This window comes from Endozoicomonas sp. ALB091 (genome assembly GCF_049310265.1).
Classification (GTDB): domain Bacteria; phylum Pseudomonadota; class Gammaproteobacteria; order Pseudomonadales; family Endozoicomonadaceae; genus Endozoicomonas.
Genome location: NZ_JBLYNQ010000001.1, coordinates 618584 through 641209 on the forward strand (window position 1 = coordinate 618584; position 22626 = coordinate 641209).

Below are 22626 nucleotides of genomic sequence, written 5' to 3' on the forward strand. Positions count from 1 at the left end.
CACCGGTTTTCAAAATGGTTGGGGTTTCATAAATCTTCATAAAAAAGACATCGCACTGACATATCTTTCATGCAATTTGTTCGGGTCTTACTCAAAATCATCCTTTCGTTGTTGTTCTTGCTGCTGTGAACAGAGAGGCTCACACACCTGAAAAGGACATTCGATATGCCTGCAAAGTCACCGGTTATTAATGAGTTTGTGTTTAATCACAGTGGGTTGGATACCAATGAATTTATTGAAGTGCTTGGCGATCCATTAACCGACTATTCCAATCTCTGGCTGATTAATGTAGAGGGTGATGTAAGTAGTTCTAATCACGGCAAGGTTGTCCAGGCATTCCAGCTGGGTACTACAAATGACAGTGGTTTCTGGACTATTCAAACCAGTAACCAGTTACAGAATGGATCGCAGACTTTATTGCTGGTGGATGGTTTTTCCGGTTCTGTCGGTCAAGTGTTTAGTGAGAGTCTGTATTCAGCGGAACTGGATTCTGTTGCCGTGTTGGATGATGTTGCTGACTCGGCATTCAGCAACACCGTGTTAGCCCCGGAATACGACGGTATAAGCTATACCGTTGGTGGTGCATCACGGGCAACTGATGGTTTGGATACTGATTCAGCCAATGATTTCGTTCGAAATGATTATTCAGGGGATGGCATTCTTTCTGGTGCTCCTGATGCCGAAGATGGTGAAGCTGTAAATACCCCCAATAAGCCCAATCAGGTGGTCGGAGATGGTCAACAGAATAGTCCGGTTCCGGTTAAAGCCATTTATGAAATACAGGGCGCTGGTCATACATCTGCGTTCGCTGGTCAGGTCGTCGCTACCGCAGGTATCGTAACAGCTTTAGAGAGTAATGGTTTTTATCTTCAGGGGCCGGAAGATGGTGATATTGCAACATCGGATGCTCTATTTGTTTTTACCGACTCGATGCCATCAGTGGCGGTTGGTGATGATATCTCCCTGGCGGGGACCGTCAGTGAATACACACGCGGAGGTAGCAGTTCCGGCAACCTCTCTATCACTCAATTAAGTAACATCAGTGAATTAACCGTCAACAGTGCTGGTAATGACTTACCCAATACCGTCGTTATTGGTGAAAATGGACGTCAACTTCCTACTGATAATGTGGACGATGATGCCTTAACCAGTTTTGACCCTGAAACCGACGGTATCGACTTCTTTGAAAGCCTTGAAGGCATGAGAGTTACCGTTAAAGATGCAGTTGCTGTTTCTCCCACCAATAAATACGGTGAGATTTTCACGGTTGCTGACCAGGGTAAGAATGCATCCGGTATGAATGATCGTGGTGGTATTGCACTGGGGCAGACTGACTTGAATCCAGAGCGGGTTCAGATTCAGCTTGATAGAGATCTACTGCCTGATGATTTTTCTGCCCGGGTGAATGTTGCTGATTCTCTGGGTGATGTGACCGGTGTTATGAGTTATGCCTATGGCAATTACGAAGTTAAGGCGACGGAAATATTCACCGTCACCGATGGTGGGCTTGATAAAGACATGACACAGCTGAAGGGCGAAGGTAATGAACTGACTGTTGCCAGTTACAACGTCAAGAATCTTGACGCTAATGACGACATCAGTCGTTTTAAAACCCTGGCCAGTCAGATTACTCAAAACCTCAGTTCACCGGATATCCTGGCTCTGCAGGAAATCCAGGATAATGACGGCGCTACAGACAGCGGTGACCCGTCAGCGGATATGACCTGGCAGAAGCTGATTGATGCCATCACCAATGCCGGAGGTCCTGTTTATGAGTATGTGCAGGTTGATCCTGAAAATAATGCTGACGGAGGTCAGCCTGGGGGCAACATTCGAGTCGGTTACCTCTATAATCCGGACAGAGTCGATTATGTAGCTCAGTCTGCTCATCGTCTTGATGCTCCGGCGTTTGCTGGAACCCGCAAACCGCTTCATGCCCAGTTCGAATTCAATGGCGAAACGGTTGATCTGGTTAATGTTCACTTGTCGTCTAAATACGGTAGCACCCCCATCTATGGAGTGGAGCAACCATTTGTCAACGCAGGTTACCAGGAGCGTATGGATCAGGCACAGGCAATCAATGATTATGTCGATACCCTGATGGTCAATGATCCGGATGCCAATGTCATGGTTCTGGGCGATTTCAACGCTTTCCAGTGGGAAGGTCCGGCGGATGTCATTGAAGGCCGGGGCGATGACAATGTCATGACCAACCTGATCGATGAGTTGGATGATGGGGCTGTCCATACCTATAACTTTCAGGGAAACGCTCAGGTTCTGGATCAAATTCTGGTGAGCAACAACCTGGCTGATTCCGCCGAAGTGGATATTGTGCACATCAATAGTGAGTTTGCTGATCAGGCCAGCGACCATGACCCGTTACTTGCCAAAGTCACCATTGGTGAGTCGGCAAATGAGGTCTATACCCTGCAGATTCTGCATGCTTCGGATCTTGAAGGTGGTGTTGAAGGCATTCCCCGGGCAGCTAACTTTGCCGCTATTGTGGATGCCCTTGAAGATACCCACAGCAATAGCATCACGTTATCTGCCGGTGATAACTTCCTGACCGGACCTTTCTTTTCGGCAGCGGAAGATCGTGGCGTCTTTCGGGATAATGGTGTGTTCAACGATTTCTATAACCAGTTGTTCCAGCTGACTGGCGATGAAATGTATGAAGGCCTTCGCGAAGGTGGCGGACGTGTTGATATTTCCATCATGAACGCCATTGGCTTTGATGCTGCTGCATTGGGTAATCATGAATTCGATATGGGTACTGCCATTCTTGGTGATTTGATGGTGCCTCAGTACAAAGGTGATGGACTGGGTGACGACCGCTGGGTCGGTACCCTGTTTCCTTACCTGAGTGCAAACCTCGATTTCAGCCAGGATGCCAGGCTGGCAGATCTGTACACCGACGACATTCTTCCTGCACAGAATTTTGCCACCGGTCCTGTTTCCTCTGCCAGCCAGCAATCAACTCCGAAGATTGCGCCTGCCACCATACTGGAAGAGGGTGGCCAAAAAATTGGTGTGGTCGGTGCCACCACACCATTGTTGGCGCAGATCTCTTCACCGGGAAACACGGCTGTCAAAGGGGATGCTGCTACAGATGATATGGCTGCTCTGGCCGATATACTGCAACCGGTCATTGATCAGTTGATGGATCAGGGCGTGAATAAAATCATCCTGGTTTCACACCTTCAGCAAATTGCCCTGGAAAAAGCACTTGTTCAGCATCTCAGTGGCGTAGATGTTGTGATCGCTGGAGGCTCCGACACATTGCAGGCGGATGAAACCGATGTGCTTAATGATGGCGATGTCGCCGCAGAAGATTATCCCTTCACCACGACCAATAAAGACGGTGATCCCGCTGTCATCGTCAGTACAGACGGTCAGTACAGCTATGTTGGCAGACTGGTTATTGATTTTGATGCAGATGGAAAGATCATTCTGGACGACAATGGCGATGCAACTGACGTCAACGAAAGTGGGGCCTTTGCAACCACCGATGAGCAGGTAAAACAACTTTGGGGTGAAGAGGATGCCTTTGCAGAAGGTACCCGGGGTGACCTGGTTAAGGATTTGACCTATGCCGTGCAGGACATAGTCAACGAGAAAGACAGCAATATTCTTGGCAAAACGGCTGTGTATCTTGAAGGTCGAAGAGAATCCGTCAGAACTGAAGAAACCAATATGGGGAATCTTACTGCAGATGCCAACCTTGCAGCCGCTCAGGGCTACGACAGCAGTGTAATGGTTTCTATCAAAAACGGCGGTGGTATTCGAGCTCCGATTGGTGCCATTGAACCGGATTCAGAAGGTGGTTACAGCGAGCAGCCGCCAGCGGCTAACCCATTGTCGGGTAAGCAGGCTGGTGAAATTTCACAGCTGGACGTTGAAAACGCTCTGAAATTCAACAACGGCCTGACGTTAATGACCCTGACAGCAGAACAGTTGCTGGCTGTTCTGGAGCATGGCGTGGCAGCATCCGGGCCTGGCACAACCCCGGGACAGTTTGCCCAGGTGAGTGGTATCAGTTTCAGTTTTGATGCCTCACTGGCCTCCGGTGAACGTATACGTTCGGCAGCACTGGTCAATGAGAATGGTGAGTTGTTGCAGACTCTGGTGGAAAACGGTGAGTTAGCCGTACCATCCGATATGGCCATTCGCATTGTGACCCTGAACTTCCTTGCTGGTGGTGGCGACGGCTATCCATTCCAGGCAGGAACCGATGTCGTACAACTGGGAGATGTGCTTACGGACAAAGGGCTTGCTGATTTTGCCGCTCCCGGTAGCGAGCAGGATGCACTGGCTGAGTATCTGCTGGCTCACTATTCTGACAACCCTTATCAGGGTGCTGAAACGAACCCTGCTGACGATACGCGGATTCAAAACCTGGCTGTTCGGCAGGATTCTGTACTGCAGGAGCAGACGACAGAACCTGTTGATTCCATCGACGATCATGGTGATGGGGAGCTGGTCGGTGGTAATGGGGATGACATCCTGAATGGTGCAGCGGGGGATGACTGGCTTGATGGCCAGGCAGGTAATGATCACTTAATCGGTGGTTACGGTGACGACCAGCTTTATGGTCGCGATGGTCATGACCGACTGCAGGGCGATCATGGCAATGACTGGCTCAATGGAGGTAAGGGCGCTGATGATTTGCAGGGTGGGGCGCACAATGACTTCCTGTTTGGTGGCGCTGGTAAGGACCGTCTGGACGGTGGTTTCGGCAATGATGAGCTGTATGGCGGCAAAGGCCATGACTACCTGAAAGGTGATCACGGTCACGATGTGCTGATGGGAGGTAACGGTAAGGACCAACTGCTTGGTGGCAGTCATAACGACTGGCTGGAAGGTGGCAATGGTGCCGATCGATTATCCGGCGGCAGTGGTCATGATTACCTGGCCGGTGGTTCTGGTAACGACTGGTTACTGGGCGGATCTGGTGGTGATCAGTTTGCCTTTGAAAATAATAGTGGTCACGATGTGATCCGGGATTTCGAAGCAGGCAGCGATACTATCCTGTTAAATGGTCTGGGTTTTGATTCTCTTGATGCGGTTCGGGATGCCTCAACCCAACAGGGCAGAAATCTTCTGGTGGATTTGGGCAGCAACAGCAGTCTTACCTTGATTGGTGTCAGCCTGGATCAACTGAATGATCACAATGTGCAGTGGGATGATCAGCTGGTGTAAACACTGCTGAGAAAACCTGAAAGGCCGGTGTTGATCACCGGCTTTTTTGTGCCATTGTTCTGTAACAAATTTCTGAAACAATGTCGTAAAAGCTGTAAAACAAAAACATCACAGGGTGTGACCGTTGTTGAATAATCAGGCGACTGCTCTTTCGGAACGAGATTTTTCGAAACAAGAGCTCCCGGAAAAAGCACTATCTACCATCAAGCGTCAACTGGCATCCGTTCTGGGGTTCAGTTTTTTTCTGAATATCCTCCTGTTAACGGTGCCGCTCTATATGCTGCAAGTGTATGACCGGGTTTTGACCGCCGGGAGTGTACCTACGCTTATTGCGCTGAGTGTCGTTGCTGTTGGTTTGATACTGATGGCGAGCTTGCTGGACTGGATACGCTCACGCTTGCTGGTCCGGCTTGCCGGATTAATGGAACAGGCTCTTGAAGCACCGTTGTTAAAGCAGTTATTGCAATCCAGTGGCGTGGTAAAGCGGGAAAAACTAAAAGACCTTGAAAGAGTAACTGGATTTATTTCTGGTCAGGGGGTGCTTGCAGTATGCGATGCGCCATGGATTCCGGTTTATTTGATCGTCATCGCCATGCTGCATCCGGCATTGGGGATTGTCGCGACGATAGGCGCGTTGATTCTGGCGATGGTTGCCTTCTTGTCTGATCGCATGACCCGGGGGCTTATGGCAGAAGCGAGTGCTCGACACCAGCAATCATCCCGTTTTGCTGAGCAGGCGCTGGACAATGTTGAAGTATGCCGGGCATTAGGTATGGGCGATGGTCTGGTCCGCCATTGGCTGGCCAGACGTGAGCGTGGCAGTGTCAGACACTTCAGAGCCAGTGATCTGGGCGGCAATTTTCAGGCGTTGGGAAAATTTCTCAGACCGTTGTTGCAGGTTGCGATGCTGGCAACAGGCGCACTGCTGGTCCTTAATCAAATGATGACAGCGGGTGCCATGGTCGCCAGCTCAATTCTTTTAGGCCGGGCACTGGCACCTCTGGAAATGGTCATTGGTCAGTCCGGAAATATTCGTCAGGTACGGACCGCCTGGACGAGTATCAATCAGTTTTTCTCAAATCTGCATAACAACATTCAGGCCATGTCCCTGCCCAGACCGAATGGGTACCTGCAGATTGAAAAGTTGGTAGCCAGTGTGCCTGACGGTGAAAAGCCGGTGATAAAAGGTATTGGCTTTGCTTTGGAGGCCGGTGAGAGCCTAGCAGTGGTTGGGCCAAGTGCCTCTGGTAAAAGTACCCTGGCCCGATTGCTGGTTGGCGTCTGGGAGCCGACAAGTGGTGCAGCCAGACTGGACGGTGTGGATATCAGTCGCTGGAACCGTGCTGAAGTGGGGCAGTGGTTGGGATACCTGCCTCAGGGTGTTGAACTGTTTCCGGGCACCATAAAAGACAACATTGCCCGCTTTGGAAATGTGGACTCTGAGGCAGTAGTTAAGGCTGCCAGGCTGGCAGATATGCACTCTCTGATTTTAAGTTTGCCCGATGGTTATGATACCCGGGTTGAAACAGAAGGCGGTGTGCATTTATCCGGCGGTCAACGACAACGCCTTGGGCTTGCAAGAGCATTATACGGGCAGCCCTCACTGGTTGTTCTGGATGAGCCGGATGCCAGTCTTGATCAGGATGGTGTGCAGGCATTAATGGCTACAGTTCGCAAACTGCACGAACAAAAAGTAACCCTGGTGATGGTGACCCATCGCCCCCAGTTGCTGCACTGTGTCGATAAGGTATTGGTGTTGAACCACGGGTGTATTGAACGATTTGGTGATGCTAAACGTGCCATAAAACCTGCAATGCGAGAGGTAACTGCCTGATGGATATCAATCCTCTTGAGACAGCCAGTCGATTCTATCGTCGCATCGGAATATTGGTCGTGATAATGACATTCGGTGTTTTTTTCGGATGGAGCTTTCTGGCTGTGATGGACAGCGCTGTACTGGTCAGTGGCAAGGTAACGGTGCATAGCCAGCGCAAAGCGATACAAAGTCTGCAGCCGGGGCGGGTACAACAGATTCTGGTTACTGACGGTGACCTGGTGCAAACCGGGGATGTGCTGGTCAGGTTGGACGAAACCCGCGCTGAAGCAGGGCTTGCCATTCTGGAAGACAGTTTATTTTATGCCAGGGCCACAGAAACCAGGCTTCAGGCAGAGTTGGTAAACGACAAAGTTGTTGTTTATACCAATGAACTGACTAAGCAGTCTGAACAGGCTGACCGGTTTAAAGACACGTTACGGTTACAGGGTCGGTTATTCAGTGAGCGTCAGGAGTCTCACTTCGGTCAGATCAGGATGGTGCGCCAGCGAATTGAAAAAATTCAGCAGAAGATTGCCGGTATGCAGGGCATGAAATCGGCAGCAGGTCGTCGCCTGGCTGTGGTGAAGGATGAACTGTCCGGTTATCAACAACTTTATGGTCAGGGCTTTGTTCAGAAAACGGTTGTGAATGCATCCTTAAAAGAAGAAGCGGATCTTGATGGTCAGGTGAGCGATTATCTGGCAGATATTGCCGAAGCGGAAAAATCCATCACGGAAGCAGAGCTGGAAATTCTGCAGCTGAAACAGGAACGGCAGGAACGACTGGTTAATGACCTGAACAGTACCCGAGCCCAGATTAACGATTTGGTCGAACGCACCCGGGCGTCCCGTTATATGCTGGAGCACCTTGAAGTGCGCGCACCGGCAGAAGGTATCATTGTTGATCGACAGGTTCATACCATTGGTGGCGTAGTGCAGGCGGGTGAGGTCTTAATGGAATTGGTTCCAAAAAGGGATGCCCTGATCATAGAAGCCAGAATGAATACTCTGGATGTGGATCGCGTCGTGGTGGGGCAGTCTGCGCGGGTTCAGCTCACGGCTTTTCCGCAACGAACGACGCCTGCCCTCAATGGCAATGTCATCTATGCCTCTGCAGATAGTCTGGTCGATGACGTTTCCAGAGAGCCCTATTATCTGGTGCATATTGAAGTGGGTAAAGATGAAATAGAACGACTGGGTGACAAGAGTTTGCTGCCGGGAATGCCCGCAGATGTGATGATTACAACAGGTTCCAGAACGGCATTTGAATATTTGTCGCAACCTTTGCGTGATTCTATGAATAAGGCATGGCGAGAATCGTGATTCCGTCTGACAGAACCATTGATAGCATAGCGACGGCAGCACTTCGTTCAAGCCCTGAGCATGTGGTAGATGGTGTGAGAGATACTGGAATGGGGAGATATGGTTGTGATCAGGAATTAACCACAACCATACAGTCAAAGGAAAATTAATTTTCTCTTCTTTCAGCAAGCTCTTCCATTCTGGCCTGTAGCTCTTCCTGCTTTGTAGGAACCGTAATAGCGTCCAGTGCTTCTCTGGTACTCATCGCATTCACCATATTCATAACAGGCATTGATACCGGTTTTTCCATGCCATGTCTTTCCATGGCCTGAGCAGCATAGTCCCGATCCGCTGAAGCATTGGCGCTGAAAAGAATGACAGAAGAAGATACGATGGCAGATAGTGTCTTTTTCATGGTTGTTCTCCGTTGATAGTAAGCAGACGACCTATTCCCAGCCCCTGTTAAGTAGCTAACCATATGAAATCAAATATTTCTGACTCCTTGTTCAGGCACTCCCGGCAACTGCTCCTGCGTTGCTCTAGCTCCTGCATCCATGCAGTCGTGCTTCGTTACAACTCCGGTCACATAGCTACGGCTATGCTTCCTCCGTTGTGCCTCGCATAGCACCTGCCCAAGTAGCCAGAAATATTTGATTCCATATGGCCAGTTACTTATTAAGAGGTTAAGCAATAGTGAAGATGTATAGCGACCAAAGAGCAGAAAAGTGAAAGAGTGTCGGGATAGTTAATGACAATAAGCGGCAAATAATCGTTTTTTTTTAACTGTCACTTTTCCAGCACTGTTCTGATTTATCCGTTATTCTTGTGGACTTTTTTTGTTGGACAAAAGGCATGATCGAAGCGCCTGCGGAACAACTTGATATTATCTATCAGGATCAATGGCTGGTGGCTATCAACAAACCCTCCGGCTTGCTGGTGCACCGCTCCATGATTGATCGTCATGAAACCCGCTTTGCCATTCAGCTATTGAGGGATCAGATCGGTCAACCTGTGTTTCCCCTTCACCGGCTGGATAAACCAACGTCTGGAGTGCTTGTGTTTGCCCTGTCGTCCGAAGTTGCCAAACGGGCAGGTGAGCAGTTTCAGGAAGGCCGGATCAGTAAAATCTATCATGCCATTGTCAGGGGCTATGTGCCCCAGTCCGGTGTGATTGACCACCCGTTGAAGGAAAAACTGGATAATATAGCCGATCGCAAGGCACGTCAGGATAAACCTGCCCAGGAAGCGGTCACCGAATATCATCGGCTGGCGACGGTTGAGCTGCCAATAGCCATTGATCGATACCCATGCAGCCGCTATTCGCTGGTGGAGGCAAAGCCCAAAACCGGTCGCAAGCACCAGATTCGTCGGCATATGAAGCATATTGCCCATCCTGTTATTGGTGATGCAAAACACGGCAAGGGAAACCATAATCGGTATTTTGCCGAGAACTTTGCTGCGAACCGATTACTGTTGCACTGTTCTGTCATGGCAATGAACCACCCGGTTACCGGTAAGCCCATCGCTTTTTATGCGCCGATGGATAGTGTTTTTGATCAACTTTTGCAGCGATTTGGCTGGACAATGCCAAATCCCACGGTATAAATGCCCTTTTTGTCGGATTGAGGTATACCAATGAAAAACATCATGTCTGGAATGCTGGTGTCGCTGGCAATTTTTCTGGCTGGTTGTGCATCCACCCAGGAGTCACAGCAGGCTAATGCAGAAAAGCCGGAAGCCGTCGTAACCCGTCAGTTTACCGGTTCCACCATGACCCCGGATCCCGTTATGCAGCAGGTGATGGCGTTGAGCCAGGCAGGTGTCCTGAAGGATGTTCGCATGACCCGCTCTATTCCTGCCCAGATCACCGCAACCGGACCTGAGAATGTTCTGGCCTGTATCGCTACGGAAGGGAGCCGCTGGCTGGAAGAGCACCAGGAGTGTGAGTTCATGGCAGAAGAAACCTGCACACAGCTGGGCGGTGAATTCAACCCTTGCGCATCATCCTGTCGAAATGATCCGGACGCCATGGTGTGCAATTTGATGTGTGTTCAAGTCTGTAAGTTTTAATCCATCGATCTCGCAAAGTCATCTGGTTGGTTTTGCGAGCGACCTTTCTCTTTCCTTAAATTTCCCCTTGAAGTGTTTGTCTGACCTCCATCCTGCTGATGGATAGGTGTTTTTACGAGTTTGATTAAATATTATCCAATAAATATCCTATTTATGAGTTTTTCTTAAATTTCTGAATTTAATGGGTAATAATTAAAGCTGCGGTTTGTTTCTCAGCATTGTACCCGATAAATACCTATTATATTTTTAGTCGTATTGTATGAAAACACTGCAGCATTTATCCGGTTATGTCTTCAGCAGTTATCAGCTGGGTCTGTTCAGGCAACTGGGAGAGTTCAGAGGCCGCCAGCTGGTCTCTATTCGTCAGCAGCCGGAGGTTCTGGATACGCTCCGTCAGGTTGCGGTACTGGAGTCTGTGGAATACAGCAGCCGGTTGGATGGCATTGTCGCTTCCAGAGAGCTGGTTCGTAAGCTGGTGCACCGGGAATACCGTCCGACTGTACCGGTTGAGAGGCAGGTTGCCGGCTACCGCGATGGCCTGGAGATGGTGGTTGAGCCGGGCGAACACATGACCCTGTCGGTTAGCCTTATCCGCCAGCTGCATGCCATGTTATATGCCCATGTGCCCCACGAAGGCGGACGCTGGCGGGTTACCAATAAAGAGATTGTTGAGCGGGACAGCAAGGGGCAGAGAATCGGTGTTCTATATCGAACCATGCCCGCCAGGGCCATTGCCGGGGCCATGGAAGAGCTGGTTGCCTATTACCATGAAGGGCTTCAGCACCAGGTTGAGCCGCTGTTACTGATACCAACGGTTGTCCTGGATTTTCTCTGTATTCATCCTTTCAGCGATGGCAATGCCCGTATCGCCTGGTTGATCATGGCGATGATGCTGGCGCTTAACGGTTATCAGGTGGCCCAGCTGATGAGCCTGGAGCGGGTTCTGGTAAAGCATGAACAGGCCTATAAAAGGGCGTTACAGCTGAGTGTAAAAGGCTGGCATGAAGGGCAGCACAATCCGATGCCATGGATCGATTTTTTCCTGAATACCCTGATTCGGGCTTACGATGAACTGGAAGATAAAATTCATACTCTGCAGTGGCAGGGCAGTCGTGCGCCCAAATCGCAGCTGGTAAAGATGGCCATTGAGCAGACCAGTCATGCTTTTTCCATTGCGGATATCTGCCTGCAAATCCCCACGGTCAGTCGGGAACTGGTCAAAAAGGTGGTTCAGCAGATGCGCGTTGAAGGCTTGCTGGAACCAGTAGGCAGAGGGCGTGGTGCCCAGTGGCAAAAGTGTAATCCCTGACCGGGCAGCGCGAAAACGGCGAATCAGTAAAGAAGTCATCTCTTATAAGCGAGGTGGCTTCTATGCCTGTTCCTGATCTGAACGTCTAAAGCTCCTCTTTTTCAAACACAAAGATGCCGTCCTGCAAGTAAACCCGTCCTCCATCATATCGAGCAGCATGCCAGTCTATTATTGAGCCGTAGTTGGTTTGCAGGTATTGATAAAGTGCAACATTATTTTGGTCAGCAAGGTAATGAATGAGCGTTTTTCCGGAACATTTGTCCTGATGATTGGGATTTGCACCACATTTAATCAGTAAATCAACAACCGGGAACTGATCTTCCTTGACAGGGTTATGTTGGCTTACAAAAAAAAGAAGGCTATTTAACCCCCCATTGCATGTTTCTGCATTGAGAACGGCGGGCAGGCTGCTCCGTTCGATACGTTGAAGTATTAGTTTAAGCGTTTCTATCGTCCCGTACTGGCAAGCAAAATGAATGGCTGTTCTACCACTTCCCTCATGTATTAAGACAGAGGCACCATTTTCAAGTAAAAAACTGATCATCTGAAGGTCATTATTACAGATCGCAACATGTAACGGTGTTTGTCCTAAATGATTTTGTTGATTTAAATCACTGTTAAAAAGTTGGGGTAAGGCATTTTTCCATAATTGAGCCACTGGCAGTTTTTCATGCACCGCTGCCATGTGTAAAAGAGCATCCCCATCTTTATCAGGATATTCCCTAATTAAGGTCAGTAGCTGTAACTGAGTGTTTGCAGGTAATTTAGGTGGGCATTCAGCGGGATATAAAGCTCTTTGGGGTAAAGTACGCTGGTGAGATTCATTCCTCTCGACTTGATGGCAGGATGTCGTAATTTTTGCCAGTCGCTCTTCCAGACCTGCACCACTATTGGCAGCACTGCCTGCACCACTATTGGCAGCACTGGCAGGGGGATATGTCTTTTCGTAAGAGGGAGCAGATGAGAGCGGTTTTGCATTGGTATCCAAAATATCCTCCTCAATTTTAGACACGTTAAAACCGTTTAGACCAATACCAGAGTCGATAGTTTCAGAAGGTGTGATTATAAGTAGTTAACCAAATGAAATCGTATTTTCTGTTTTCCCGGATCAGCACCTTAACCGGAGCTGACCCGGGGAGCTTTTAAAGCATCCGATGCAGAACATCATGCTCAGGCTTATCGAAGTAACGATGTTTAATGGTGGCCAGAATGTGCAGTACCACAATGCCCAACAGAACATAGGGAATAATGACGTGGATATCGTGGAGTCGGCCCGCCAGCTCAGGATTCTTTTCTAGGAAGCTGGGCATGACCAGGTTGAACAGCGGCACCTTACGACCGGCAGCGTCAGACATCAGGTAGCCACTCACCGGTACCAGGAACATAAAGAGGTAGAGGAGCCAGTGCACCAGTGTTCCCAGTTTTTTCTGATAAGTCGGCATGCTGTCCGGTAGTTTTGGAATCTTGCTGGCCCAGCGAATCACCAGACGGGCGAACAACAGGAAGATCACCAGAACACCGAAGGATTTATGTAAGTGGTAAATGTCGTATTTATAGCTGACGTTGTCTTCCAGGCCGACCATATACCAGCCAGCACCAATGATGCCCAAAATAAGAAGACCGACAGTCCAGTGCATCAGGCGCATGAGTACGGGGTATTTATCAGAGTTGCTCATCGGTTTGCCCTGCTTTTTTTAGTTAATGGATATCATAATTTATTATAGTGTTTTGGTGCTATATGAATTCATAGAGGTTGTCTCAAAGCGTAACCGTTGCTGAAAAATCCTGGTTGAGTCTTTTCGCTTCAGGCAAGGAACTTTGTGATGGCAATCCGAGACTAACGAGTAGGCAGATAAAGTTAGATCTTTGCTTATGAATATTGTCTCAACAACACCATTGCAAGCGTGTCGTGACGTTTCAGAAAACGCTTTTGACCAGTCCATTGATAAGCCTGATGATGCCAAACAGTTCAGAGGATTTGGTGCTGTCCTCAGATCCGGGGTCACGTCTATATTGCAACGGGCCGGGGCGGATGACCAACTCTGGCTCCGACAGGCACAGGAAGGGGGCAATCGCCTCATGACTCGCCTGATGTCTGCGGTACCTGTTGTTTATTCCTTACTGATCATCAATAGCCTGCCCACTGCTAACGGGTGTGAATGGGGGCCTTCAGGTTCACGAAATGGAACACTGTCGGCGAATCCTCACCTGGGTTTTCCTGAGCCGGAAGTGGAGTGGGCCGATGGGGCAAGTGATGTTGTATTGTATGGTGGCTGTGCGACGCTGCTTGCCAGCCACATTGCCAGATTCGTAGCGCGGCTGTATTCCGGTAAACAGTCAAGTGAGCAGGTGCCGGAACCGGGTCGTATGGAAAATAATTTCAAGGAGCTGGCGAAAAAAATGTTCCGTACAGAGGCCAGTGAAGTGGTGAAATCCCTGGTCTTGGTGGCAAGTGTCGCCGGTATTGTTGATTATATGAAAATGAAAATTGATAGAGAACGTCCCTATGTCCTGAATCCTGACTATATCCATGGAAATCTGTGTATGGATCCGGATGATTTCAAGGCCATGCCCTCGGGGCATGCGTCAGTTTCGGCTATTGCCTGGTCGCAGGTTGTCCTTAACATTATAGATACTGCGGCGATGTCTTCCCCCGCCTTCAAGCGCTTGCTGTCAAAAATGGCAGTCTTCTCAAACCAGCCGCTTTCTTCACCGGCCGGGAAGCGACTTATTGCCTTTGCGGGTGCCATGGGTTTTGGAGCCCTGGCTGGGGCACTAAGGGTTCTGGCGGCCAAACATGATGTTATTGATGTGTCCGTCGGCGCGGGTATAGGCATCATTGCCGCTGCTTGCTCCCCATATATTCGCAGTGGGGTTTTTAACCATGGCGCTGTAGTGGATAAAAATACCGGATATTACTATGACGATGACGTGTATAGTCGAGCTGTTGAAGCAGAGGGGCCGATGCAGGATAGGGATAATCAAGAGGCAGAGGCGATGATGTGATGGGATTAATAATACCATCATCATGAACGTTGGAAGGCTGGCAAATTTCAGGAGCCAGAAAATTATATGAACCGATGAAAGCGGATCACAATGCACCTTGCGACCCGCCCCCGTCTGATGCCAACAGATGTTCTTAGGGTAGACATTAAGCGTCTACTCCCCTCTTCGGGAAGTTAAAGATGGAACCACGAAGGACACGAAGAGCACAAAGAAGAGATTTTCTTTTCCTTCGTGCTCTTCGTGTCCTTCGTGGTTCCATTCAAAAGCCATTGAAAATGGAGGGGTAAGCTTAATGTCCACCCTAAGAACAGATGTTAAGGAATTGTCTTTTAATAAGTTCCCGATTTCCGTTCACCCTGAGCTTGTCGAAGGGTCGTGCCACCGAACTTCGACAAGCTCAGTCCGAACGGAGTCAGGCAATGAAAATAGGGAAGTTATTTCCAGACAACTCCTAAGGGCAAATCACCCTTCCAGCTTACTGGCGATGCTCTCAACCGCTGCCGGATACTGCACATCGATGTCTTCATTGGAACCAACGCTCAGACCGAGATCCCTGACCAGACCATCTTTCAAACCATAAACCCAGCTGTTTACGGTCAGTTTCTGGCCGCGATCCCAGGCATCCTGAACGATGGTTGTCTGACAGACGTTCAGCACCTGCTCCAGAACATTCAGTTCACACATTCTCTGGAACTGTTCATCATCACTGCCAGCATTCTCAAGCAGCTCAGTGTGCTTTTTCTTAACGTCCTGCACATGTCTGAGCCAGTTATCGATCAGTCCCAGCTTGGAGTTGTTCATGGCTTCGCGCACACCGCCACAGCCATAGTGCCCCGTCACAATAATGTGCTCTACCTTCAGGTAGTCCACAGCATATTGAAGGACTGACAAGCAATTCAGGTCGGTATGAACCACCACATTGGCAACGTTTCGGTGCACAAACAGTTCGCCCGGAAGGAGGCCGACGATTTCGTTGGCAGGTACCCGGCTGTCGGCACACCCGATCCAGAGATACTTGGGGGCCTGCTGCTCAGAGAGTTGTTCAAAAAAGCCGGGCTTTTCTTCACGAATGGACTTGGACCATTGGTTATTGTTTTCAAGGAGGTTTGCCAGACTGGACATAGTTTCCTGATCCATATTTCGGTTCCATAACTGGAAAACGTTATAGCAACTCCGCTCTGGCAAAACCAGTACTCAAATGTAAGAGGTTTGTAACCGGGGCATGCGGTGGCGATGTTCCAGATTAGTGCAAGCTCTGGGGTGCAGCGGATGTAGCTGCACCGTTGTTGCTATCTCTGAAGTTTTCTTACGGGCTTAAACAGGCAAGGCATTTGTCCGCCAGAATAAGCTAACACCAGTAAATTCAGCTGGTTATCAGGTTTTCTGGCATTTGGCATGTTTTCTGCTAAACCACCGGCAGTCGATCTCTGTGCGTTGACTGATACCGGAAAAGAGTGATGCCTGATTACGGTGACCACAGTTCAAGGCAGAGAGGTCAGTTATCCAGGGGAGGTGAATAATGAAGTGGTTCAAGCCTTTTAAGAAGGCATCGGTTCAGCAGGCTGCCAAGTTAGGTAAGGTTGCTGCCATCAGTGCCGTCATGGGGGTGAGTGCTTTCACCGGGCAAGCCAGTGCCAAGGCAGACTTTGAGCTTGGCTATCCGGAAAAGGAAGAGTTGACCATTGGCTTTATCAAGCTGACTGATATGGCACCCATCGCCATTGCTTACGAGAAGGGCTTTTTTGAAGATGAAGGGCTCTATGTCACCATCGAAGCCCAGGCAAACTGGAAGGTGCTGCTTGATGGCGTGATTGACGGGCGTCTGGATGGTGCCCATATGCTGGCTGGGCAGCCTCTGGCGGCCACCATGGGCTTTGGTACCAAGGCCAATATCATTACACCATTCTCGATGGACCTGAATGGTAACGGGATTACGGTGTCCAATGAGATCTGGGCCCAGATGAAACCCAATATCCCCAAAATGGCCGATGGCCGACCTCAGCACCCGATCAAGGCGGATGCCCTGAAACCGGTGGTTGAGAAATTCCAGTCTGAAGGCAAGCCGTTTAATATGGGGATGGTTTTTCCCGTCTCTACCCACAATTATGAACTTCGCTACTGGCTGGCCGCCGGTGGTATTCACCCCGGATTTTATGCGCCCCATAAAGGGGATACCTCTGGCCAGATCGATGCCGATGCCCTGCTCTCCGTCACACCACCACCACAGATGCCATCCACCATGGAGGCTGGCACTATCTATGGTTACTGTGTCGGCGAACCCTGGAATCAGCAGGCGGTCTTCAAGAATATCGGCGTGCCAGTGGTGACCGATTATGAGATCTGGAAAAACAACCCAGAGAAGGTGTTCGGGATTACCGAGGCGTTTTATAACAAGTACCCCAATACCACCATACGTCTGACACGGGCCCTGATCCGCGCAGCCCAGTGGCTGGATGCCAACGAAAATGCCAACCGGCCTGAGGCGGTGAAAATCCTGTCACAATCCAACTATGTTGGCGCTGATTATGAAGTCATTGCCAACAGTATGACCGGTACCTTTGAGTACGAGAAAGGCGACAAACGACCAGTAGAAGATTTCAATGTGTTCTTCCGCTACAACGCCACTTACCCTTATTACTCCGATGCGATCTGGTATCTCACCCAAATGCGTCGCTGGGGGCAGATTGCAGAAGACAAGAGCGATGAGTGGTACAAAGAGCTGGCTGCCAAAGTCTATCGCCCGGATATCTATGAAAAAGCGGCACTGTCGCTGGTGGATGAAGCACTGGTTAAGTTGCAGGACTTTCCGGACTTCGAGTCAGAAGATGGCTTCCGTGATCCACAGACACACTTTATCGACAACCTGGTCTACAACGGCAAAAAGCCAAACGACTACATCAACCAGTTCAACATCGGTCTGAAGCAGGGTGACAGGATTTGATCCTGTTACCTTTTTTAAGGGAAGTGAAGGAGAGTGGATTATGACGGATGCCTCGGTTGTCAGTCAGTCAGTCAATGAGAGCAAGTCATCACCGTTGTCTTTTCTTGCCGGGCTGGGCATTACGGTGAATCCCGGGAAAGTGTTCAGCACGGTACTGATGCCCATCATTGGCATCGTCGTCTTTCTGCTGATCTGGTCTGGCGCTGCGCGGAATATTGATACCTCGCTGGGCAAATTTCCGGGGCCAGTGGCGGTGTGGGAGCAGTTTGGCTCTCTTTACCAGGAGCATGTCACCGAACGGGAAAAGGCAGAAGCCTTCTATCAGCGGCAGGAAAAACGCAATGCTGCCCGTGTCGCCAAAGACCCTGACTATGTGCCAAAAATCCGGGCCTATACCGGCAAGGAAACCTTTCTTGATCAGATCGTTACCAGCCTGGTCACCGTAATGAGTGGTTTTCTGCTGGCAGCCGTGGTTGCCATACCCCTGGGTATCGCCATCGGTCTTAATAAAACCCTGAATGCTGCGGTGAACCCGATCATTCAGATATTCAAACCGGTTTCACCCCTGGCCTGGCTGCCGCTGGTGACCATGGTTGTCAGTGCACTTTACATCAGCCCTGATCCTCTGGTAGCCAAGTCTTTTTTAAATTCGATGATCACCGTGATGCTCTGCTGTCTGTGGCCCATGGTGATTAACACGTCGGTAGGCGTCTCTTCCCTGGACCGTGACTTGATAAACGTCAGTCGTGTATTGCGACTGCCTGCCCTGAAACACGTTCAGAAAATTGTACTGCCCGCATCGGTACCGATGATTTTTACCGGTATGCGCCTCTCCCTCGGAGTAGCCTGGATGGTGCTGATTGCGGCAGAAATGCTGGCTCAAAACCCCGGGCTGGGCAAATTTGTCTGGGATGAGTTTCAAAATGGCAGCTCAAATTCGCTGGCACGCATTATGGTTGCCGTGATCGTCATTGGTGTGATTGGCTTTGGCCTTGATCGTGCCATGCTGGCCATCCAGCGTTTTGCCTCCTGGGATAAAAGCAAAGCCACTCATTAATAAAGGGAACCCTGCTCATGAGCACACTGCTGGATATCAGTCATATCGATATGGTGTTTGATACACCGAAAGGCCCTTTTACCGCACTCAAAGGGGTTGACCTGAAAATCGCCAAAGGGGAGTTTGTCTCGCTGATTGGTCATTCAGGCTGCGGTAAATCAACCGTATTGAATATCGTCGCGGGGCTTCTGCAGGCCAGCAGTGGTGGTGTGATTTTAAATGGCCGGGAGGTGTCCGAGCCCGGCCCGGACCGGGCGGTGGTTTTTCAGAACCACTCACTGCTGCCCTGGCTGACCGCTTACCAAAATGTTGAGCTGGCGGTGAAACAGGTGTTTGGTCGTACAAAAACCAGGGCAGAGATCAAAGAGTGGATTGAGCATAACCTTCAGCTGGTGCATATGGATCATGCCATGCATAAACGTCCGGATGAAATCAGTGGCGGCATGAAACAGCGGGTGGGTATTGCCAGGGCACTGGCCATGCAGCCGGACATCCTGTTGATGGACGAACCCTTTGGTGCCCTGGATGCCCTGACACGCGCCCACATGCAGGACTCTCTGATGGAAATCCAGCAGGAGCTGAATAACACCGTCATCATGATCACCCATGACGTAGACGAAGCGGTTCTGTTATCCGACCGTATTGTGATGATGAGCAATGGCCCCGCTGCAACGGTGGGCGAGATTCTCGAGATCAACCTGGAAAGACCCCGGGGCCGGTTGGAGCTGGCACAGGATCCGGAATATACACGACTGCGTTCCGAAGTATTGAAATTCCTGTATGAGAAGCAAAGAAAGGTTGAACCCATGGTTAAACCCAGGGTCAGAAAAAAAGTGCAGGAAAGCAGGCAGCATGAAGCTGCTTAGGAATAGTCTTGAATCATTTCCACATTTTGGAGCCACCAAACTCCGTTCGTCCTGAAGTAGATTGAATGATTCAGAACCATTCAATAAATACTTTATTATCACTGCCGGGCTTGTGAAAGTTACAGAACACGCTTGACGACATTCGTCATTTAAAAAGAGAATGTAGTGGCAAATAAATAATAACGAAATAACCATTAGGATAACGGACTTGTTAACAATAAAAAGAAATTTTGCTGCGCTGGCAACGGCAGTGGCATCGGCCCTGTTATTAACCGGTTGTGGTGGGGGCGACAGCTCTTCAGGCGCAGGATCCAGTGGCAGTACATTCAGTATTACCGCGATGGATGGGTATTTGAAAAATGCCGAGGTGTGGGTAGATGCTAATGACGACCTTGATGATGGTTGTGAAATGGATCTGGAATTGGAAACCGGTGATGGCGGTCTCGTGAATATTCCCATCGAGTATCAGGACAATACCATTTGTATTAAAACCATAGTCGGTAAAACGATTGATGAAGACCAGGGCCCTGTTGAACGTCCTCTCGAATTAAAAGCACCTGCCGGTGAGACCGTTGTCAGCCCGTTGACCAATCTGGTGGTATAGCAGCTGGAACAGGATGATTCTTTAACGGTAGATGAAGCTAAAAATAAAGTAATTGAAGAGCTTGTTGGTTTAACTGGCGTCACCGCTGATGATGTATTTGGGGATTTTGTTGCAGCAAAGAAGAGCGGCGATGATAAAGGGAAGGCGATTAATATTATTGCTGAGATTCTGTATGAGGAAGATGCCAAAGATTCTGACCTGACATTAACGGAGAAGCTGGCGATTGTTAAAGAGGTGTCGGAAGATGCGCAGGACGCCATCGACTCTGACGATATTGACGATTTCAAACCGGTTATTTCAGTTGCTAATGATGGTAGGGTGACTTCAACGCCAAACAGTCTTCCAACCGTAACCGGGAATGCGAGCAGCGCAGCCCAGAATATTAATCTGGGTGATGCATTCTCTTTATCAGTAGCCAACTGGTTCGAAGATGGTGATAACGATGCCTTGACATACGAATTGGAGATCGATTCGGAGTCAGATTCTACCCTGGTAATTGACGCAAACTCTGGCTCTATTACTGGAACACCGCCTGCCGCAGGCACTTACAAAATCTATGTTTATGCCCGGGATGCCAAAGGCGTTCGCTCCTATCCTGCCGTTTTTGACCTGAACGTTATCGCACCCAATACGCCGCCCATGGTAGATGATGATGTAAAAAATTCTATCCAGGCTGTGATCAACGACCTTGGGCTGCAACAAGGTATCGAGGTTAATCAAACTGTCTCTATTGTCGGGCTTTTTACCGATGATGACGGCGATGAATTGACCATTACTGTCAATGAGAATATCGCCGGACTGGAAATTGACTACGACAATAACCAGCTGGTCTTCAGCGGCACCCCTACAGTCAACACTGTAAATAACCCATTGTCCTTTGTGGTTAATGCTGGTGATGGCGCACATGCTGATACTATTGCAGCCGAGTTCAATTTGACCATTCTAGAAGGTATAGGCTCACACCCGCTGGAAGACACAGTCTGGTACCAGATTGAGCGAGGTTCCGATGATGGTGATGGCGATATTACAAACGACTACACTCGTGTATGGTGTGACACGTTGCAGTTTGCCGGTGGCATTGCCTACCTGAATACTCGCACCGCTGCCAATCGCACGACGTGTACGGATACGCCAACCGCAGCCGGGAATTACACCGTTGAGTCTGGCAAGATAAAGATAACCTGGTCTGATAATTCAACAGCTGAGCTTTCATTGCTCGATGACAGTTTTGCATTCACTGATTCCTCCGATAACGGTACGTTGGTACAGTACTTTGAAACTGGTGAAGGAACCGAAGCACTGACCTGGTTTAAGAGCAAGGCCAATGCAGAAGCCAGAATCCAGCTGACCAGCGCCATGCCGGAAGAAAATGGTGATTTCCAGTACTACCGGAAAAATGGTAACAGCTATGAATTAGGCGAGGTTTCCGTGACTCTGGGCTTGCCTGGGTCTGATAATGGAGATCTTGATATCGATCTGTATTTTGATGGCCTGCCTACCAGCGGCACCTGTGAAACCCGGGTCAAAAACCTGTTCAGAAGCTTTGAGATTGTACGAAGTGACTTCGCTGATCCGTTGAGTGTTGACACGGAATACTTTGTTGAGGATGCAGACAGCTGTATCGTCGATTTTGATATTTTAGGCTCAACCCAAGAAGACCAGATTCTTGGCGTAATTGCCTATGCCAATGATACCCTCGAAGCGGAGATGAGCAGTCTGTACTTCAACATCCAGCAGAACTATCTGCCAGAAGTAACGGCCAGTGACCTGAACAGCTTTTTGCTCGGCAGCTCTGCCAGTGACTACCGCTTTATAGCGAGTCTGAACGAAGTGGAGTTTGGTGACGAAGGTGTTCTTGAGGCTTCTCTCTATCAGGGCCAAGCCTGCCAGAAGGCTGATAACGGACCTGATGTTTGCTTTCCATACTCTGTGGATGGTGACCGGCTGACTACTAATGATAATGATGGAGCAGAAACCGATCAGTTCCTTTATGTCTCTCAAGAGAATGCCTTTGCTGTTCCCATTGATTCGGGTGATCTGATTGCCTGGTCAAAAGCTGATTTCACCAATGCAGGCTGGACCACGGCGCAGCTGACCGGTAAAACCTGGTATTACGTTGACGATGACAGTACCACCGATGACGCTGATCCAATGATCGTTGAATTTGCTTTTGGTAATACAACGGTGGTGATGGACGGTGATACTGACAATGCCATGGACTGGAGCATTAGCGGCGGGGTGCTGACCATTGACTTCCCGGTTGGTGACTCTGATCTGATCTTAGACCGTCTGGCTGCAACCGGTGACGTGGTTATTGCCACCAATACCGCCGTCAGCAACAAACCCGTGATTATGACCGAGAAGGAAAACCTGGCCACCGGCATTTATCTGCAATGGCAGGAGCGCATCCGGGAGGCATCACAAGAATAACCAGGTAGTTTTCCATCCCTGACCCGG

General features: G+C 49.5%; 16 protein-coding genes. 12 read left to right on the plus strand and 4 right to left on the minus strand.

Annotated features, from left to right (window positions below; all coding sequences use genetic code 11):
• Positions 1-165: 165 nt before the first annotated feature.
• From ACO6UX_RS02705 to ACO6UX_RS02715, 3 genes are all read left to right on the plus strand, one after another.
• On the plus strand, positions 166-5199 hold the full coding sequence (locus tag ACO6UX_RS02705) for a 5'-nucleotidase C-terminal domain-containing protein (RefSeq protein ID WP_422444606.1): 5034 nt from the start codon (positions 166-168) through the stop codon (positions 5197-5199).
• Positions 5200-5323: 124 nt separating this feature from the next.
• Positions 5324-7033, plus strand: a complete 1710-nt coding sequence (locus ACO6UX_RS02710; protein WP_422444608.1) for a type I secretion system permease/ATPase — start codon at positions 5324-5326, stop codon at positions 7031-7033.
• Positions 7033-8337: an HlyD family type I secretion periplasmic adaptor subunit gene (locus ACO6UX_RS02715; RefSeq protein ID WP_422444610.1), complete on the plus strand. Its 1305-nt coding sequence runs from the start codon at positions 7033-7035 to the stop codon at positions 8335-8337. The genes ACO6UX_RS02710 and ACO6UX_RS02715 overlap by 1 nt, the downstream gene beginning before the upstream one ends.
• A 145-nt stretch (positions 8338-8482) precedes the next feature.
• Here the strand turns inward: ACO6UX_RS02715 and ACO6UX_RS02720 are convergent, their stop codons facing one another.
• Positions 8483-8731 (minus strand): hypothetical protein, encoded by a 249-nt coding sequence (locus tag ACO6UX_RS02720; protein WP_422444612.1) that lies wholly within the window; start codon positions 8729-8731, stop codon positions 8483-8485.
• A gap of 437 nt (positions 8732-9168) precedes the next feature.
• On the opposite strand from ACO6UX_RS02720, the gene truC reads away from it, so the two are divergent.
• From truC to ACO6UX_RS02735, 3 genes are all read left to right on the plus strand, one after another.
• Positions 9169-9921 (plus strand): tRNA pseudouridine(65) synthase TruC, encoded by a 753-nt coding sequence (gene truC, locus ACO6UX_RS02725; protein WP_422444614.1) that lies wholly within the window; start codon positions 9169-9171, stop codon positions 9919-9921.
• 30 nt (positions 9922-9951) lie between these two features.
• Positions 9952-10386: a hypothetical protein gene (locus ACO6UX_RS02730; protein WP_422444616.1), complete on the plus strand. Its 435-nt coding sequence runs from the start codon at positions 9952-9954 to the stop codon at positions 10384-10386.
• A gap of 259 nt (positions 10387-10645) precedes the next feature.
• The gene (locus ACO6UX_RS02735; RefSeq protein ID WP_422444618.1) at positions 10646-11695 is read left to right on the plus strand and encodes a Fic family protein; all 1050 of its coding nucleotides are present in this window, start codon (positions 10646-10648) and stop codon (positions 11693-11695) included.
• Positions 11696-11780: 85 nt separating this feature from the next.
• On the opposite strand, the gene ACO6UX_RS02740 is transcribed toward ACO6UX_RS02735, so the two are convergent.
• Together ACO6UX_RS02740 and ACO6UX_RS02745 are read right to left on the minus strand one after the other, a co-directional pair.
• Positions 11781-12683 carry an ankyrin repeat domain-containing protein gene (locus tag ACO6UX_RS02740; protein WP_422444620.1) on the minus strand — a complete coding sequence of 301 codons (903 nt, stop codon included), beginning with the start codon at positions 12681-12683 and terminating at the stop codon, positions 11781-11783.
• A gap of 154 nt (positions 12684-12837) precedes the next feature.
• Positions 12838-13371 carry a cytochrome b gene (locus ACO6UX_RS02745; RefSeq protein ID WP_101749222.1) on the minus strand — a complete coding sequence of 178 codons (534 nt, stop codon included), beginning with the start codon at positions 13369-13371 and terminating at the stop codon, positions 12838-12840.
• 196 nt (positions 13372-13567) lie between these two features.
• On the opposite strand from ACO6UX_RS02745, the gene ACO6UX_RS02750 reads away from it, so the two are divergent.
• Positions 13568-14701, plus strand: a complete 1134-nt coding sequence (locus tag ACO6UX_RS02750; protein WP_422444622.1) for a phosphatase PAP2 family protein — start codon at positions 13568-13570, stop codon at positions 14699-14701.
• Between the two features lie 462 nt (positions 14702-15163).
• Here ACO6UX_RS02750 and can read toward each other — a convergent pair whose 3' ends face one another.
• Entirely contained in the window at positions 15164-15838 is a 675-nt protein-coding gene (gene can, locus ACO6UX_RS02755; RefSeq protein ID WP_422444624.1) for a carbonate dehydratase, read from the minus strand.
• A gap of 463 nt (positions 15839-16301) precedes the next feature.
• Here can and ACO6UX_RS02760 point away from each other — a divergent pair, with 463 nt between their 5' ends.
• From ACO6UX_RS02760 to ACO6UX_RS02780, 5 genes are all read left to right on the plus strand, one after another.
• Entirely contained in the window at positions 16302-17642 is a 1341-nt protein-coding gene (locus ACO6UX_RS02760; protein WP_422444746.1) for a CmpA/NrtA family ABC transporter substrate-binding protein, read from the plus strand.
• Positions 17643-17682: 40 nt separating this feature from the next.
• Entirely contained in the window at positions 17683-18699 is a 1017-nt protein-coding gene (locus ACO6UX_RS02765) for an ABC transporter permease (RefSeq protein ID WP_422444626.1), read from the plus strand.
• Between the two features lie 17 nt (positions 18700-18716).
• Positions 18717-19565: an ABC transporter ATP-binding protein gene (locus tag ACO6UX_RS02770; RefSeq protein ID WP_422444628.1), complete on the plus strand. Its 849-nt coding sequence runs from the start codon at positions 18717-18719 to the stop codon at positions 19563-19565.
• A gap of 208 nt (positions 19566-19773) precedes the next feature.
• Positions 19774-20169, plus strand: a complete 396-nt coding sequence (locus ACO6UX_RS02775; RefSeq protein ID WP_422444630.1) for a hypothetical protein — start codon at positions 19774-19776, stop codon at positions 20167-20169.
• A gap of 234 nt (positions 20170-20403) precedes the next feature.
• Positions 20404-22599: a putative Ig domain-containing protein gene (locus ACO6UX_RS02780; protein ID WP_422444632.1), complete on the plus strand. Its 2196-nt coding sequence runs from the start codon at positions 20404-20406 to the stop codon at positions 22597-22599.
• The last annotated feature ends 27 nt before the right edge of the window (positions 22600-22626 follow it).

Bases quoted from the DNA above. Each gene is read 5' to 3' on its own strand.
- ACO6UX_RS02705 (WP_422444606.1), top strand. From the start codon at position 166: ATGCCTGCAAAGTCACCGGTTATTAATGAGTTTGTGTTTAATCACAGT.
- ACO6UX_RS02715 (WP_422444610.1), top strand. From the start codon at position 7,033: ATGGATATCAATCCTCTTGAGACAGCCAGTCGATTCTATCGTCGCATC.
- ACO6UX_RS02720 (WP_422444612.1), bottom strand. From the start codon at position 8,731: ATGAAAAAGACACTATCTGCCATCGTATCTTCTTCTGTCATTCTTTTC.
- truC (WP_422444614.1), top strand. From the start codon at position 9,169: ATGATCGAAGCGCCTGCGGAACAACTTGATATTATCTATCAGGATCAA.
- ACO6UX_RS02730 (WP_422444616.1), top strand. From the start codon at position 9,952: ATGAAAAACATCATGTCTGGAATGCTGGTGTCGCTGGCAATTTTTCTG.
- ACO6UX_RS02735 (WP_422444618.1), top strand. From the start codon at position 10,646: ATGAAAACACTGCAGCATTTATCCGGTTATGTCTTCAGCAGTTATCAG.
- ACO6UX_RS02745 (WP_101749222.1), bottom strand. From the start codon at position 13,371: ATGAGCAACTCTGATAAATACCCCGTACTCATGCGCCTGATGCACTGG.
- ACO6UX_RS02750 (WP_422444622.1), top strand. From the start codon at position 13,568: ATGAATATTGTCTCAACAACACCATTGCAAGCGTGTCGTGACGTTTCA.
- can (WP_422444624.1), bottom strand. From the start codon at position 15,838: ATGGATCAGGAAACTATGTCCAGTCTGGCAAACCTCCTTGAAAACAAT.
- ACO6UX_RS02760 (WP_422444746.1), top strand. From the start codon at position 16,302: ATGGGGGTGAGTGCTTTCACCGGGCAAGCCAGTGCCAAGGCAGACTTT.
- ACO6UX_RS02765 (WP_422444626.1), top strand. From the start codon at position 17,683: ATGACGGATGCCTCGGTTGTCAGTCAGTCAGTCAATGAGAGCAAGTCA.
- ACO6UX_RS02770 (WP_422444628.1), top strand. From the start codon at position 18,717: ATGAGCACACTGCTGGATATCAGTCATATCGATATGGTGTTTGATACA.